General features: G+C 33.5%; 16 protein-coding genes. 1 reads left to right on the top strand and 15 read right to left on the bottom strand.

Annotation, left to right across the window (positions count from 1 at the left end):
- Positions 1–16 precede the first annotated feature (16 nt).
- From citG to KTC94_RS08830, 13 genes are all read right to left on the bottom strand, one after another.
- A complete protein-coding gene (citG, locus tag KTC94_RS08770) occupies positions 17–892 on the bottom strand; it encodes a triphosphoribosyl-dephospho-CoA synthase CitG (RefSeq protein ID WP_220320363.1) in 876 nt (291 codons plus the stop codon).
- The gene (gene citX / locus KTC94_RS08775) at positions 885–1,394 is read right to left on the bottom strand and encodes a citrate lyase holo-[acyl-carrier protein] synthase (RefSeq protein ID WP_220320362.1); all 510 of its coding nucleotides are present in this window, start codon (positions 1,392–1,394) and stop codon (positions 885–887) included. The genes citG and citX overlap by 8 nt, the downstream gene beginning before the upstream one ends.
- Before the next feature lie 7 nt (positions 1,395–1,401).
- Positions 1,402–2,445 carry a [citrate (pro-3S)-lyase] ligase gene (gene citC, locus KTC94_RS08780; RefSeq protein WP_220320361.1) on the bottom strand — a complete coding sequence of 348 codons (1,044 nt, stop codon included), beginning with the start codon at positions 2,443–2,445 and terminating at the stop codon, positions 1,402–1,404.
- A gap of 168 nt (positions 2,446–2,613) precedes the next feature.
- Positions 2,614–4,152 carry a citrate lyase subunit alpha gene (gene citF / locus KTC94_RS08785; protein WP_220320360.1) on the bottom strand — a complete coding sequence of 513 codons (1,539 nt, stop codon included), beginning with the start codon at positions 4,150–4,152 and terminating at the stop codon, positions 2,614–2,616.
- Between the two features lie 48 nt (positions 4,153–4,200).
- Entirely contained in the window at positions 4,201–5,073 is an 873-nt protein-coding gene (locus KTC94_RS08790) for a CoA ester lyase (protein WP_220320359.1), read from the bottom strand.
- 12 nt (positions 5,074–5,085) lie between these two features.
- Entirely contained in the window at positions 5,086–5,349 is a 264-nt protein-coding gene (citD, locus tag KTC94_RS08795; protein WP_220320358.1) for a citrate lyase acyl carrier protein, read from the bottom strand.
- 32 nt (positions 5,350–5,381) lie between these two features.
- A complete protein-coding gene (locus tag KTC94_RS08800; protein WP_216302216.1) occupies positions 5,382–5,939 on the bottom strand; it encodes a Fe-S-containing hydro-lyase in 558 nt (185 codons plus the stop codon).
- 24 nt (positions 5,940–5,963) lie between these two features.
- Positions 5,964–6,806 (bottom strand): fumarate hydratase, encoded by an 843-nt coding sequence (locus tag KTC94_RS08805; protein ID WP_216302217.1) that lies wholly within the window; start codon positions 6,804–6,806, stop codon positions 5,964–5,966.
- Positions 6,807–6,897: 91 nt separating this feature from the next.
- The gene (locus KTC94_RS08810; protein WP_216302218.1) at positions 6,898–8,139 is read right to left on the bottom strand and encodes a methylaspartate ammonia-lyase; all 1,242 of its coding nucleotides are present in this window, start codon (positions 8,137–8,139) and stop codon (positions 6,898–6,900) included.
- A 54-nt stretch (positions 8,140–8,193) separates the two neighbouring features.
- Positions 8,194–9,651 (bottom strand): methylaspartate mutase subunit E, encoded by a 1,458-nt coding sequence (locus KTC94_RS08815; protein ID WP_220320357.1) that lies wholly within the window; start codon positions 9,649–9,651, stop codon positions 8,194–8,196.
- Positions 9,652–9,671: 20 nt separating this feature from the next.
- Positions 9,672–11,066, bottom strand: coding sequence for a methylaspartate mutase accessory protein GlmL (gene glmL / locus KTC94_RS08820; RefSeq protein WP_220320356.1), 1,395 nt, complete (start codon positions 11,064–11,066; stop codon positions 9,672–9,674).
- 20 nt (positions 11,067–11,086) lie between these two features.
- On the bottom strand, positions 11,087–11,500 hold the full coding sequence (gene glmS, locus KTC94_RS08825; protein ID WP_216302221.1) for a methylaspartate mutase subunit S: 414 nt from the start codon (positions 11,498–11,500) through the stop codon (positions 11,087–11,089).
- 34 nt (positions 11,501–11,534) lie between these two features.
- Complete coding sequence (locus tag KTC94_RS08830; protein ID WP_369811901.1) at positions 11,535–12,542, bottom strand: GntR family transcriptional regulator; 1,008 nt, start codon at positions 12,540–12,542, stop codon at positions 11,535–11,537.
- A gap of 269 nt (positions 12,543–12,811) precedes the next feature.
- Between KTC94_RS08830 and KTC94_RS08835 the strand changes: the two genes are divergently transcribed.
- Positions 12,812–13,255: a DUF2383 domain-containing protein gene (locus KTC94_RS08835; RefSeq protein ID WP_220320354.1), complete on the top strand. Its 444-nt coding sequence runs from the start codon at positions 12,812–12,814 to the stop codon at positions 13,253–13,255.
- A gap of 151 nt (positions 13,256–13,406) precedes the next feature.
- On the opposite strand, the gene KTC94_RS08840 is transcribed toward KTC94_RS08835, so the two are convergent.
- Together KTC94_RS08840 and KTC94_RS08845 are read right to left on the bottom strand one after the other, a co-directional pair.
- Positions 13,407–13,763: a NifB/NifX family molybdenum-iron cluster-binding protein gene (locus KTC94_RS08840; RefSeq protein WP_165414307.1), complete on the bottom strand. Its 357-nt coding sequence runs from the start codon at positions 13,761–13,763 to the stop codon at positions 13,407–13,409.
- A gap of 17 nt (positions 13,764–13,780) precedes the next feature.
- Positions 13,781–14,608 (bottom strand): Mrp/NBP35 family ATP-binding protein, encoded by an 828-nt coding sequence (locus tag KTC94_RS08845; protein WP_216302223.1) that lies wholly within the window; start codon positions 14,606–14,608, stop codon positions 13,781–13,783.
- Positions 14,609–14,634 lie beyond the last annotated feature (26 nt).

The following is a 14,634-nucleotide window of genomic DNA, read 5'->3' on the forward strand; positions in this document are numbered from 1 at the left end:
TAAATATTGTAATCAATTACGAGATTCTGTTAAGACTCAAATATTCCTCTACAGAATTAAAGAATACAGTTACGGCTAGCAAATCTGCTGATCCTCCTGGACTTATGTTGCTTTTTGTAAATTCTTTGTCCAATTCTTCTACTGCCGCTTTACCACTTTCTGTAGCCATTCCACCTAAAGAGATTATATGAATTGCCTTTTCCTTTACTTCTTTTAACGTATCCATTGAATGTCTGTGAAGAACATTCGAATCCTCGCAATGTTGCATGATGGATATGAGGGTATGTATTAACCTACTATTTAATTTTTGAGCTTTATTTTCCTTATATACTCCAAGAGAATAATCAAAAACTAGAGGAATGCCTCTCTCTACTTGCCCTCTTATTCCTTCTACATTATATTTTAAAAATAATTTTTCTCCATAGCTTGTGAATTTATCTTTATTCATATAAAATAATTCATCCTGAACAAGCCCTCTAGTCATTTGCTTTATTATATTTTGAATTTCCTCAAAATTTTTCTTATCATACATCACTTTGGTCACGGCTGCACAACTTATACCTAAAAGAAAAATCATACCTTTATGAGTGTTTACACCCTTGGTAGCCTTAAACATCTCTTTTTCGGCTTCTATTCCTATATTACGAATAGCCTTAAATATTTCTTTGGGAGTTCTCTTTGAATATCCTTCCTGCGCAAACAATACCATATACTTACTTAGAGCCGAGGTGCTTTTAATAAAAGAATAGTGATCCATATCTATATGAGCCCCTTTTGATATAGATGACACTAACCCAGGTGACGGATATGCAGCCACTTCACATAGCATTGCTTCAATTGCGTACCCTGCTATAACAAACGCTTCATGGGATATTAAATATTTATTATTCATAAAATTTCTCCCCATATTCTGCAAATCTACTTTTAATAAATCCTTCAACTTCTTCTTTGTTGTGTTTTTTGCTTCTTACACAATTATGAGCTACGTCTTCACAGATATAGCATTTTCTCATATCTAACCCGAAATCCCTTCTACTAATACTTCTACCTTTTTCATCATATACATCTAAGTCTACACATCTTCCTAAAATGTGATTATCTTCTAAATTAAGTGTCATCGATTTAATGTCCCTTGCTTTCTTATTTATGCACATAATCACAATGGGACCTTCTGCAGTTGTAACTATTTTTTTATAATTAATAGAATCAGAAAGCATTTTACAAATTATTTGATCCATAATCACAGTTATTTCTTGTGAATAATGATTATCCTTGTTTATGCCTGGATAGTTAACCCTAACAACCAATATTGGCATTTTGTATCTCTTCACTAGTTCTTCTTGATATTCAATTCTTTTTTCTCTTGCTAGCAATATATCTTCTGCTGTATACATATCGTAATTAATGCGGAGAATCGCTGAGCCTTATTTTCCGCATTATCTCCTTTCCTACCAAAGTATTTAAAAATTCCCACGTTGAACTAGGTACTATATGTTCAATATGGCTTATTTTGTCTTCCTTAATTAATTTTCTAACCTTTGAGGCACTGATAATATCTCCCATAAGCGCTTTTCTTTTTACCTCTACAACTTCTACCCCATAGGTGGGTAGTATTTCCTTTAAAGCCTCATTATAAGCGTTTGTAACGATGCAATAAGGCTCTTTTCCTATAAATCTCTTAGTTATATTTAGAGTTTCACAAAAATATTTTCCAAAAATTGATGCATCGAGTGTTGTATATGCCTTTAGTATTACATCTTCTTTTCTTAAAAAATAGGATGGAAAAGTAGCTTCCGAAATAATATATTCTCCCCCTTTAATCACCCGTACATTATGTAAATGGGAAACACCTTCTTTAACCATAGCATATCTATAGATAAATGGGAATGAAGATTTATCTTCTTCAACTATAAATACCAGGACTTCTGTGCTTTGCCTCGCAGCCTCTTCTATTATATACTTATGTCCTAATGTGAATGGATTACAATTCATAACTATCGCTGACTTCTGAATATCTGCATCTATATCGTATTCCTCTTGCATATCATTTAAATACTTTTTTATATCATATATCCCACTTTCAAGTAGAGCTACATTTTCTATTTTATGCACAAGTTTGTACCCAAGCGACGTAAATATATCTGTGTTTTCTACCTTAGTAAATATAAAACTATGATAAATTCCTTCCTCAAAAAGCTTATCCGATAATGTTCCCATCAATATAGCGGATACCCCTTCTCCTCTTAAATCATCTGAAACTGCAAAACATTTAAATACATTTTTGGACTTAGAGCAAGTGGCTTTAATCTCTTCATTTTTTCTAATAACAATGGTATAATCCACATTATCATCAAGTAGTAGTCCAAATGTTTGCAAAAAATCTTTTACTTTCTTTACCTCATCTTCATCCTTTAGATTAATTCTTTCAGCGTTAAATCCATACATAGAAATCCTCCTTATGAAAGCTTCTGGTCCCCCCGAAGATATATTATCGCTACACTCTATTATATCTTTATTATGCGATAAAATCCAATATATATAGGTTTACCATTGCAACGTTTAATATAAATAAAATAAAGCTGAAAATAATTATTTTCAGCTTTATTTTATGCATTATAGTGGTCTTCTAACCACATCAATTACCGAACCATCTCTATATTCTATAACTGCAACTATTTCCTGCGAAAGTTCAATTGCTTTTGGTTTACCTGTCATTTTTTCAGCTATTGCTTTCATCTCTTCAATCGTCATTATAGGAAGATTAGTTTTCTTTAATTTCTCAATTATGTCCGTCCTCTTTGGATTAACGGCTATTCCTCTTTCTGTTACAATAACATCAATACTTTCTCCTGGAGTTGTTACCGTAGTTACACTATCCTTTATAATTGGAAGTCTTGCCTTCGTTAATTGTGTAACAATTATTGTAAGCTTAGCTCCTGCTGCTGTATCACTATGGCCCCCAGAACCACCCATGATAGCCCCATCTGAACCAGTGGTTACATTAACATTAAAATTTGTGTCTATTTCTGTAGCACCTAATATGACTATGTCTAGGTTATTTACAACTGCACCTTTGTTATCTGGATTTCCATACATGGAAGCAGACATTCTTTGATGTTTATGAGTACTTACATAAGATTGTATTGCTTGCAAATCAAAACACTGCACATCAAATAATGATCTAAATAATCCCTCTTTAAACATATCTACAAGATATCCAGTTATTCCACCTGACGCAAAGCTACCAACTATACCATTCTCTTTCATATACTTTCTTAATTCTGCAGCTACAGCTAAAGAAATCCCACCTGCACCTGTTTGAAATGACATTTCATTTTTAACAAGCCCTGACGCAACCATAACATCACTTGCCATTTTAGCTATTTTAAGCCCCACTGGATCCTTAGTAATTTTTGTAGTACCTGATACTATTCCAGCTGGATCACCAATGGAATCTACCTTTAGAATATAATCTGTATATATTTGACTTATTTCTATAGGGCAAGTAGGGTAAGGTACCAAATTATCTGTTATTGCCACTACCTTATCTGCACACTGCGCATCTGATACTGCATAACCTAGGGCTCCGCAGGCTGATTTTCCATACAATCCATTAAGGTTTCCATATGTGTCTGCTGTAGGTGCTGCAATGAAAGCTACATCTATGTGCAAATCTCCACTTTCTATTGCTCTAGCACGTCCACCATGGGTATGCATTATAACTGGTGTTTTTAATATTCCTCTGGAAATTTCTTGTGCCACAGGACCTGACATATAATTAGTCACTATTTTAGTAATTACACTGTTTTTTATGTGCCCAATTAAAGGCACATTGTTTGGGAACAGAGAGCTTGCTGCTAAGGTAATATTCTTTATTCCTTTTTCTGCAATAGCATCCACCACCAAATTTAATACATGATCTCCATTTCTTAAATGATGATGGAATGAAATTGTCATACCATCTTTTAATGAAACCTTCTCTAAAACTTCCTCTATACTACTTAAAACTTTTTCGTCACTAGGAGTTACAGAGTTTACTTTTACTTCTTTTTTCATTTTAATGCCAACATGTTTAAATGCACCTTCGAAAGGGGTTACTTTTCCATAACCTTCTATATATTCTGGTATTTCTCTACCTAGCATATTTTTCATTACTATCACCTCAATTAACTAATCCACTAAAGTAGCTTAAAAAAGCTTTTATATAAGGCCTAAAAGCTTTGCTAATTCTACTGTGTTTTTAGCTCTATTTATAACTGGAGCATCTACCATTTTCCCATCTAGGGAAAATACTCCTTTTCCTTCTTTTTCTGCTTCTTCCATAGCCTCTAGGACTCTTTTGGCGTATTTTACTTCTTCTGAAGTTGGAGCGTATACAGAATGAATGGTATCAATCTGTCTTGGATTTATTGCTGCTTTACCTGTGAATCCTAGGCTTTTAGCTTTAAACGTATCTTTTGATAATCCCTCAAAATCGTTAGTATCTGTAAATGGAGTATCAATAGAATCCACCTTCATTGCCCTACATGCAATTGCTACTCGATTCCTTGCATAGAAAACTTCTTCTCCTTCTTTGGTTCTTTTTATACCTAAATCTGAAGTTAAGTCCTCTCCTCCAAGTAAAACAGCTACTATCCTATCACAAGATTTTATTATGTTATAAACATTTTCAACTCCATAGGCTGTTTCCACTATTGGAATTAGCTTTATACTTCCCTTTGCAAAACATTCCTGCGCTTCTATGTTTGTAAGTATTTCATTTATAGCTTTTAGTTCTTCTTCTGTAGCTTTTGGTATCATCAATGTATCTGGTTTAACTCTTGCAATTATATCAATATCCTTTTGTGCAAATTCAGTAGAAAATGGATTTACCCTAACTACCACTTCTACATTACTATAATCTACATTTTTTATTGCTTCGCTTACCAAAATTCTAGCACTGTCTTTTTCTGTTAGACTTACAGCATCCTCTAAATCTAATATAATTGAGTCTGCGCCTAAAATTCCTGCGTCCTGAAGCATCGCTGGAGTATTACCAGGCATAAATAGCATAGTTCTTCTCAACCTTTTCATATACCTCACCTCTTATTGAGCTCTTTTTGTAGCTGTTTCTATTCTAGCTTTTATTGTATAGTTTAATGCACCTTTATCTTGAGCATTTACTATAACATTTTCTACTTTTAATTCCTTAAGTGTATCTAGTATTACTCTTTCTATTTCTTCCCCAAACTGTTTCATAACAATACTTTGAAGATTTATTTCAATACCGCCCTTAGGGTTTGGCATAAGCATTACATATATATCGTTAGATTCCATTGTTCCGGCTTTTGCTGGTTTATTAATTTCCATGGTATCACCTCACACTATAACTTAAATCAAATTTATTTTACACTTTCCAAATAAGCATTTTGTCCTTGTTTATATAGATCGTTACCTTCACTATCTATTACTACAACTATAGGTAAATCCTCTACCTCAAGTCTTCTTATAGCTTCAGAACCTAAATCCTCATAGGTTACTATTTCTGCTTTTTTTACACATTTACCTATTAGAGCCGCTGTTCCACCAATGGCTGCAAAATATACAGCACCATTTTTAATCATAGAGTCCACAACCTCTTGTGATCTTAATCCCTTACCTATCATTCCCTTTAATCCTTTTTCTAAAAGCTTTGGTGTGTAAGCATCCATTCTATAGCTTGTAGTTGGCCCTGCTGATCCAAGGGCCCTTCCAGGCTTTGCTGGAGTTGGTCCAACATAATATATGACCGCATCTTTAATATCCATCGGAAGTTTTTCTCCCTTATCTATAAGATCCACGAGTCTTGCATGAGCTGCATCCCTAGCGGTATATACAACACCAGATAATAGCACACTATCTCCTGCCTTTAAAGCTTTAACCTTATCTTCTGTAAGTGGCGTAGTTATTCTTTTCTCCATAACATTTCCCTCCCCTTATCCTTATTATAACTCTTTACTCGCATGTCTTGCCGCATGGCAGTTTATATTTACCGCAACTGGTAGACCCGCTATATGAGTTGGATAAGTTTCAATATTAACAGCTAATGCGGTAGTTCTTCCACCAAAACCTTGAGGTCCTATACCAAGCTTATTTATTTCCTGCGTAAGCTCTTTTTCAAGTTCTGCATAGAAAGGATTTGAGTTTGCCTCTTCAGTAGGTCTAATCGCTGCTCTTTTAGCAAGATTAGCTGCCTTATCAAAAGTGCCACCTAATCCTATACCTACAACTATTGGTGGACATGGGTTAGGACCAGCTTCTTTTACTACTTTTAGAATAAATTCCTTAACCCCTTTAAGACCATCTGAAGGTTTTAGCATTTTAATCTGGCTCATATTTTCTGAGCCAAAGCCCTTTGGAGCTACAGTTATTTTAAACTTATCTCCTGGAACTATATCATAATATATAACTGCTGGAGTGTTATCTTTTGTATTTACTCTGTCTATTGGGTCTTTAACTACTGACTTTCTTAAAAATCCATCTTCATATCCTGCGGCTACGCCTTTATTAATAGATTCGTAAAGGCTGCCTCCTACTATATGAACATCTTGACCAATTTCTATGAACACACAAGTCATCCCTGTATCTTGACACATTGGCATTTTTTCATTTTTAGCTATATCTACATTTATTAAAATCTTATCTAAAACACCTTTAGCTATATCCCAAGTTTCCTCTTCTCTAGCCTTTGTTAATTTGTTTCTCATATCATCAGAAAGATAGTAATTAGCATCTATACATAAATTTCTTACGGTTTTTGTTATTTCAGCTACATTTATTTCTTTCATTGTTATTCTCCTTTTTAATTCAACATCTAATATTGGAAAAGGCAGTTTAAATAAACCGCCTTTTCCAATTACCCCTCATTCATTATTCTTCTTATTTTTTTCTATTAACTAAAGCTACAACTCTATTCATTTCATTGTTAACTATCATGTAACCTTCATCTACACCCATACCTGGTTTTGCTAAGCATTGATCTGCTCCACAAGCAATAGCTATGTTTGTGCAAACTTCTGCAGATCTGTTAGTTTCGTTACATGTTCCACCACAGTATGCTCCACGGCCCTGCTTTTTGCAATATAGTATTGATTCAATTATGTTGTTAACTCCACCTAAGTCTGGAGTTTTTATTTGAAGCATGTGGCCCGCTTTCTTATCAGCAAATAACACTACGTCTTCATATGTGTTACACCATTCGTCTGCAACTAGTTCCACATTAATTTTTCTATTATCAAGTTCTGCTGTTAATCCAGCTAACGATTCAACTTGTCTTTCTCTATGCTCAACATCCATAGGTCCTTCTATCCTTAACTTGAATGGTTTTGCAGCTTCTTCGAGTGTTGCTATATAATCTGCCATAGCTTTTATATCATTATTAAAAGCTAGTCCTATTGTTCCATATACATCTATGTGGAATATTGGATTATAACTCTCGCTAGTTCTTATTTTTAATACTCTATTTTTTAACCATTCAACATAAGCGAGTAATTTTTCACCCTTAAGCCCTAATTTCTCTTCTACGTTATTTATAAGTGCGTGAGGCATTACGTCTGCACCTTTTATTATCATTTTATCTGCACTTGCATATCTATCATCACCTGATTGTGTGAAAATATCAATTCTCTTGATATCTACTCCAGTTTTATATTCGTCGCGTACAATCTCTGCCATAGTTACTTTTTTAGCTTTTGCGACAGCATCTAGAATAGCTTGAGTTATTCCGTATCTCATTGCTGTATGAAGCCTCTTACCATTAACTAACATGTGATCAAACTCTTCTGCGAGTGATTTAAAGCTTTCTAATTCTCTACCTATTAATTTTGGTGCTATTTCTTTTTCTATAATTGGTATAAAATCTTTTGCAAGGAATAATGGATCTCTTCCACCGGCTCCTGAATATTGTACTGCTGCACAGTCTCCGTAAGCTACTTGACCATCTTCAAGTATAATCATTACTGATATTGATTCTCCAGCTTGTCTAATTGATGTAAATCCTTCTGTTACTGGCGCACCTACATATGTAAATCCATCATGGTCTGCACCTTTTTTTATAGCTCTTTGGTCGTCAAAATAAAATCCTGTTCTTCCTGTTGAACACACTACATCAATAATTTTCATAATATACACCTGTCCTTCTATAAATTTTTTTCTAACTTTGAATCATCTATACATTTATTTATTCTGTGGTCTTCCTATAAGTACACCTTTTCCTACTGCAAATATATCATCTATAGTCATTTGAAAGCTTATATCCCTGTTTTCAAATTTTGCTCTATCTTCAAGTTTTTTCATATTGAAATTTTTCAATTCTTGTGTAAATGGTAGATTCCCAAATTTCAGGTATCTTATCGCTCCATTATTGTCTCTTGCAGGCATCATTTTACCAGCATTATATTTACTTGGTGCAAATGGTACATCAATAATTCCCATTTCAAATCCTTTAACTGTCGCTATAGCTAAATCGCCTTTTCCGATTTCATACATCTTATCTAACATACACTTTGTTTCAGCCTTTATTACTTCTATCTCTGTTTGCAACTCTTTAGACATAGGCATCCTTTGGCCTTTTAATAAGTTTAAAGCCATCTTTGTACATCTTATTCCCATAGCATTTGCTTCTTTAGTAGGAATTCCTATAGCCTCATGAGGAGTTTTAACTATTACTTTTGTTGCTCCTGCAAGTGCTGCCGTTGCAGCTCCCGTAGCTATAACTCCAAAAGCTTTCGCTTCATCTTCAGGGAAGCCTCCCATCCATTGATGTAATACCGTGGTTAAATATATATCTTTATATCCATTAGCTTTTAAGTATTCGTCGCATTGCTCTTCTAATGCTCTTATAGCTGCAACATCCTGTATTAAATTTCCACACTGGCCATATCCAACTGTAATGTTTTTAACTCCTTGCTCTGCAGCAAGTAAAGCTTCAATTATTGCAATTGCATTTGACGTACTAGGTGGCACTAAAGTTCCTGTTAATGGTCCAAAAGGCTCTCTATTAAATGAGACTCCTTGTTCTTCATAAAAACCAACAAGTCTATCACAATATTGCCAATCTAAAACTGATTTTGCTAAAGTTACATTTTTAGCATATGGAATATTGTAAGAAATACCGCCTCCTTCATTTGAAGTCCAACCTGAAGCATGAGTGATTTCAGCTAATAATCTTCCATCTGGAGTTCCGTGTCTTGCTTGTAATGGAGAATTTACAGCTTCAAAAACTTTTCTACCACCTTTAACTCCATGATTAACTCCCGGGAATCCGTTTAGTAAAGATCTTCCTGCCTTTAAACTTTCTTGTATTCCAATTTCACATTCATCATATCTATTCAGTCTTGTATAACTATCTATTGTAGTTGGTAGTAAATCTGCTCCGCCTTGTTCCTCTAAGTGTTTTAATAATTCGATATGCTTATCAATTAACGCAACACCTGCTCTTGGTTGTGCGAGTGTTGCTCCTTCTTCTTTAGCTTTTATTAATTTTTTTGCAAAGTCTTTATGCTCTGGAATTCTCTTGTTATATTCTACAGCTTCTTTTAAATCAACCTCTTTACCTGTTGGCCATTGACTTACTACTTCTTTTCTAACCTCAAAGAACTCTTCATCCGTCCATTTTTTATTTCTTAATTCCACTGAAATTACCTCCTAATTAATTATACTTTTACTAAATACTTTTTCATGATTCTAACAGCTTTGTCTGGGTAATCTTGAGACAATAATCCCATTGCAGATAATATATAAGTTTTATCAATCAAATACATTGCATCCCGCGGCTTTAAATACGTTGGATTCTCTGCACTAAAGGCTCCCGCTTTTAAAATTTCTTGTGGATTATCGCTATGTATTAATGCTCCACCTGTACCTATCATATACTTTACTTCCATAAGATCTTTTCCTGTTTGAGTGTACATAGCTCCCATAGGAGTGTTTGTGTGTTCTACAGTACCTACATGTCTTTCCATAGATATATCTGTGGCTACTTTCGCCATAGCCTCATCAAATTCTATTTCTTCCTTAGTTGTAGGAACCATTTTTATATGCTCTATTCTATATTTACAATTTGCTTCAATATCAATTTTTCTTTCTGTGTCCCCTAAGTACTTTCTGATTTTTCTGCTACCGGCCGCTTCCCTCAAAGAAACTGCAGAATATCTCATACCAAGGTCACCTTCAACAGTTCTTTTTGCAAAAGGTTCTTCTAGGCCTCTTATTGAAACGCCAGACTTTGTAGGTTCTCCCTCTGCTATAGAATGTACATCCGTTGTTGCTCCACCAATGTCGATAATTATTAAATCTCCTAGACCTTTTTCTTCATCACTGCCTTCACTAAGTATCGTAGCTGCCTTTAGAACGGCCGCTGGTGTTGGCATTAAAATGCCTTTCACTAAATCTTCTGCATTACTTAGCCCTTTAGCGTCAATAATTTTTTCCATAAAGACTTTTCTAATTTCTTCTCTAGCCGGCTCTACATTTAGTTTACTCAAAGTTGGCATTACATTTTTAGTAATGCTAAAATACATTTTAGCGTCAGTGAGTATTTGTCTTATTTCATCACTTGCTACTTTATTCCCAGCTACTACTATTGGTAATTTAACTCCATTGTCAGCTAACATTTTTGCATTGTGTATAATGCATTCCTTATTGCCACCATTAGTTCCACCTGCAAGAAGTATTATATCTATGTCTGAATTTTTAATTTCTTCAATTTCAGTCAATGTTAATTCATAGCTATATACTTTTAATACTCTAGCTCCAGCTCCAAGTGCTGCTCTTTTAGCAGCTTCTGCAGTTAGATCTGGTACTAGTCCAATGGCTATCATCTTAAGGCCTCCCGCGGCTGAGGAGCATGCTAATTTATTAATAAGATTAACATTTTTGTCTTTTAATATTGGTTCTATTTTTGCATAGGCTTTTTCATAACCGATCATTATATTGTCTTCAATTGTCGTTATGTCCTTAGCCGTAGCAATTATTTCTTCTTTTGCTATATCTACAACAGTTAATTTCGTATATGTACTTCCAAAATCTACAAGCAAATATGCATCCACTTATATCACTCCTATTGATTTTATAATATTTTCAAATCTTCTTTTAAATCATGTATTGTTGTTTCGAGTGTTGTTCCTGGTGGATATATTCTATCAAATCCCATTGCACTAAATCTACTGTGCACATCTTCCCAATTTTGTTTTCCTACAACTATATTTCCGCCTACAGTAAGTAATATACCCTTTAATCCTGCTTCATCACATTGTTCCCTCATGCCTCTGCAATCGATTTCTCCTTGTCCATAAAGAGAAGATACTATTATGGCATCTGCATTAGTTTCAACAGCTGCATTTATAAAATCTTCTTGTGGCGAAAGCACTCCTATGTTTATAACATTAAAACCAGCTTCCGTTAAAGCATAATCTAAAATCTTATTACCAACCGCGTGACAATCTGAACCTATTACTCCTAAAATTAAAGTCTTTTTTTCCATTTTTTAAAAGCCTCCTAAATAATTTTTTAACACATTATTTTTTGAACTTTATTTCAATAATCTTTGACTTAAGCGCTTTTACTGAACCCTCATCTAGACTATATAGAAATTCAATTATTTCCTTATTGTTGGGATTTTTACTTTTAACATCTTTATATCTGCCTGGTGATACTATCATCACATCTGATTCTCGGATTATATCTTTAAGTTCATTATCATCAGTAGTATTTGAGAATTTTATATTGGCATCAGCTAATCCTGCCTTTTCTAAAGCTCCTTTTATTTTAAAAATAAATTCTTCAGAGATACATACAAATCCAAATTTTGTATTCTCACCATATCTAGCTATTTTAACTATTGGTTCTAAATTTGGAGTAATTGCAACACCTAAAATTTCCTTATTAAGCCCCTCAGTTAAATTTGTAACTTCATTAATGTGATTAAATGTGGTTATTATAAACTCAGCACTTTCAATCTTATCTTTAGTTAGCTTGTCCATCTTTCGTAAATCATTTACCATTAAGAACATTACATCCATATTACTATTTTTACTAAGTTGCTTACTAAACATCTTAGCTTGTTCTATGTTGCACTCTATATATATTGCTATTACTTTATCCATTATTTGTTTTTTTTCATTTACCCTTTGATTTACTAAATCTAGAAATTCTTCTGGTTTCATTCCAATTTCTAGAGCTTCCTCTAATCCTAAATCAATGAATTTCATTATTTTATTTTCAATATCGAGATTTTCCCAAGATATAGATTCTTCAACTACGAAAGTTCCCTTTCCTTGATAGGATTTTAACGCCCCATCTTGTTCCAAGTCGTTATATGCAGTGCTTACAGTGTTTCTACTTACTTTTAATCTCGCAGACAATTCTCTTTCTGTAGGCATTTTTCTTCCAACCTTAAGAGTTCCTTTTTTTATTTCATCCATAATTTGTTTTTTAACTTGAATGTAAAGTGGTATTCCATTTTTTTTGTTTATTTCGATATTAATAAAAATTCCTCCTAAAGCATATTGGATTAATGGACTAATCCATTACAAGATTTATTATACTATATGGACCAATCCACTTCAATCGTTGTTTTACGAGCATTTAGTTGCGTTTTCCGTATTTTAGAGTAATTAGACACAATTATCTAACTTGTTCTTAGATTTAATACTATTTCCATGTAAACGTAACACTATTCGTCTGTAAACGTAATAAAATACTATATCTAACTTTTTATATAATATATTCTTATTTCTATTTTTTTAATAAGCATGATCTATTTGGGCAAAATAATTATTAAGGAGTTGATAATATGAATAGTGAAAACATTAAAAATTTGAATTCTATTCTGGAAGGCGAATACATGGCTGTTAACAGTTTTGATGACCTAATTGAGCATGCTAATGATGCTAATACCAAAAGTGAACTACAAAAAATACAACAAATTCATAAGCAACATACCACCCAAATTTCTACTAAAATACAGGATCTTGGTGGTAATCCATCAAATGGTATAGGAATCCAAGGTGTCGTAGCAGAAACTATATCAAATATAAAACATATTGGTACTACTGATACTGCTAGTTATCTTAAAGAAGCAGTCCAAGGAGAATACATGGGAATAAAATTTGTTAATGAATTACTTGCTGGTAGTGATGCTCCTAACAACTTTGAACTATTAAACACTATCATAACCGAATATCAAAATAATATTAATTCAATAAATAATCTTATTAATACTTCAAACGATCTATAGTAATATTCCAAAAAAATAAAATTGGCCTAATATACACTTAGTCCAATATTTCATATTAATAATATAATAGCAGAATTTAATTAGACTTTTTAAAATGACTTCTGCATTTTTTAGTAAATAACAATAGGAGCACAATTGTGCTCCTTTTTCTTTATTGGTGATGATGTTCACCGTGATGATTACATACTACATTTTTATCTTCTAACGTTCCATTAATATATTCCTCAATAACCTTTTTATATTCTCCAGATGCTCCTTTTATCACTTCAAGGCCATTCTGCTGTAGACCGCTAATTGCTCCCCCACCAATTCCTCCAGTAATAACTACTGTAGCTCCGTGCTTTGTAAGTAGGTCTGCCAAGCCTTGATGCTGATGTGCAAGCTCTACTGCAGATATTTCTTCAATGTTTACTATCTTTTTGTCCTCTACTGTCGCAATTACGAAACTTTTGCTCATTCCAAAATGTTGATTTACCATACTGCCATTACTAGGTATTGCTATTTTCATATCGTTCACCTCCATTTCTATTTTTTTATATTATTAATAATTTTATTAATAATATTTTCAGCTATTTCTGATAATTCAGGATTTAGGTTGTATTCTCCCTTGTTAGAAATATTAACAATTTCTCTACACATCGGAATTTCACCAAGCAAATCTAGGTCATTTTTATTTAAGAATTCATCTATATTATCTGATTCAAAGATTTTTATTTTCTCACTGCATCCTGGACAAATAATATAACTCATATTTTCTATTAATCCTAATATATTTATATTAAGTTTACGGGCCATATTGATTGCTTTCCCAACAATCATAGACACTAAATCCTGTGGCGTTGAAATCATTACTATACCTGTAATTGGTATTGATTGCATTACCGTCAAAGCAACATCTCCTGTGCCAGGAGGCATATCTATAATTAAATAATCAAGCTCTCCCCATATAACGTCAGTCCAAAACTGCTTAACAACCCCAGAAATTGCGGGCCCCCTCCAAATAACTGGATCCTCTTCATTCTCCACAAGAAAGTTCATTGAAATAACATCAATACCCTCAACTGTTCTAACTGGTATAATACCCGCTTCACTCATTACAGGCTTAACATCTTTAATACCTAACAACCTTGGTATACTTGGGCCTGTAATATCCGAATCCATAAGACCGACCTTATAACCTTTTTTATTAAGTTCATGCGCAATAAGCGCAGATATTGTTGATTTACCCACGCCGCCTTTACCACTCATGACGCCGATAATGTTTTTAACTTTGTTTAATGGATTGTTTTCTATGCTACATGTATCTTTATTATCACACTCACCATTTGATGGGCAACTTTTACAATCAGCCATGCATTATCACCTCGCTATTTATTTGT

Origin of the sequence: Clostridium sp. CM028 (genome assembly GCF_030585565.1) — a bacterium.
Classification (GTDB): domain Bacteria; phylum Bacillota; class Clostridia; order Clostridiales; family Clostridiaceae; genus Clostridium_AD; species Clostridium_AD estertheticum_B.

Coding starts and splice junctions, on each gene's coding strand:
- citG (WP_220320363.1), bottom strand. CDS start 892: ATGAATAATAAATATTTAATATCCCATGAAGCGTTTGTTATAGCAGGG.
- citX (WP_220320362.1), bottom strand. CDS start 1,394: ATGTATACAGCAGAAGATATATTGCTAGCAAGAGAAAAAAGAATTGAA.
- citC (WP_220320361.1), bottom strand. CDS start 2,445: ATGTATGGATTTAACGCTGAAAGAATTAATCTAAAGGATGAAGATGAG.
- citF (WP_220320360.1), bottom strand. CDS start 4,152: ATGAAAAATATGCTAGGTAGAGAAATACCAGAATATATAGAAGGTTAT.
- KTC94_RS08790 (WP_220320359.1), bottom strand. CDS start 5,073: ATGAAAAGGTTGAGAAGAACTATGCTATTTATGCCTGGTAATACTCCA.
- citD (WP_220320358.1), bottom strand. CDS start 5,349: ATGGAAATTAATAAACCAGCAAAAGCCGGAACAATGGAATCTAACGAT.
- KTC94_RS08800 (WP_216302216.1), bottom strand. CDS start 5,939: ATGGAGAAAAGAATAACTACGCCACTTACAGAAGATAAGGTTAAAGCT.
- KTC94_RS08805 (WP_216302217.1), bottom strand. CDS start 6,806: ATGAAAGAAATAAATGTAGCTGAAATAACAAAAACCGTAAGAAATTTA.
- KTC94_RS08810 (WP_216302218.1), bottom strand. CDS start 8,139: ATGAAAATTATTGATGTAGTGTGTTCAACAGGAAGAACAGGATTTTAT.
- glmS (WP_216302221.1), bottom strand. CDS start 11,500: ATGGAAAAAAAGACTTTAATTTTAGGAGTAATAGGTTCAGATTGTCAC.
- KTC94_RS08835 (WP_220320354.1), top strand. CDS start 12,812: ATGAATAGTGAAAACATTAAAAATTTGAATTCTATTCTGGAAGGCGAA.
- KTC94_RS08840 (WP_165414307.1), bottom strand. CDS start 13,763: ATGAAAATAGCAATACCTAGTAATGGCAGTATGGTAAATCAACATTTT.
- KTC94_RS08845 (WP_216302223.1), bottom strand. CDS start 14,608: ATGGCTGATTGTAAAAGTTGCCCATCAAATGGTGAGTGTGATAATAAA.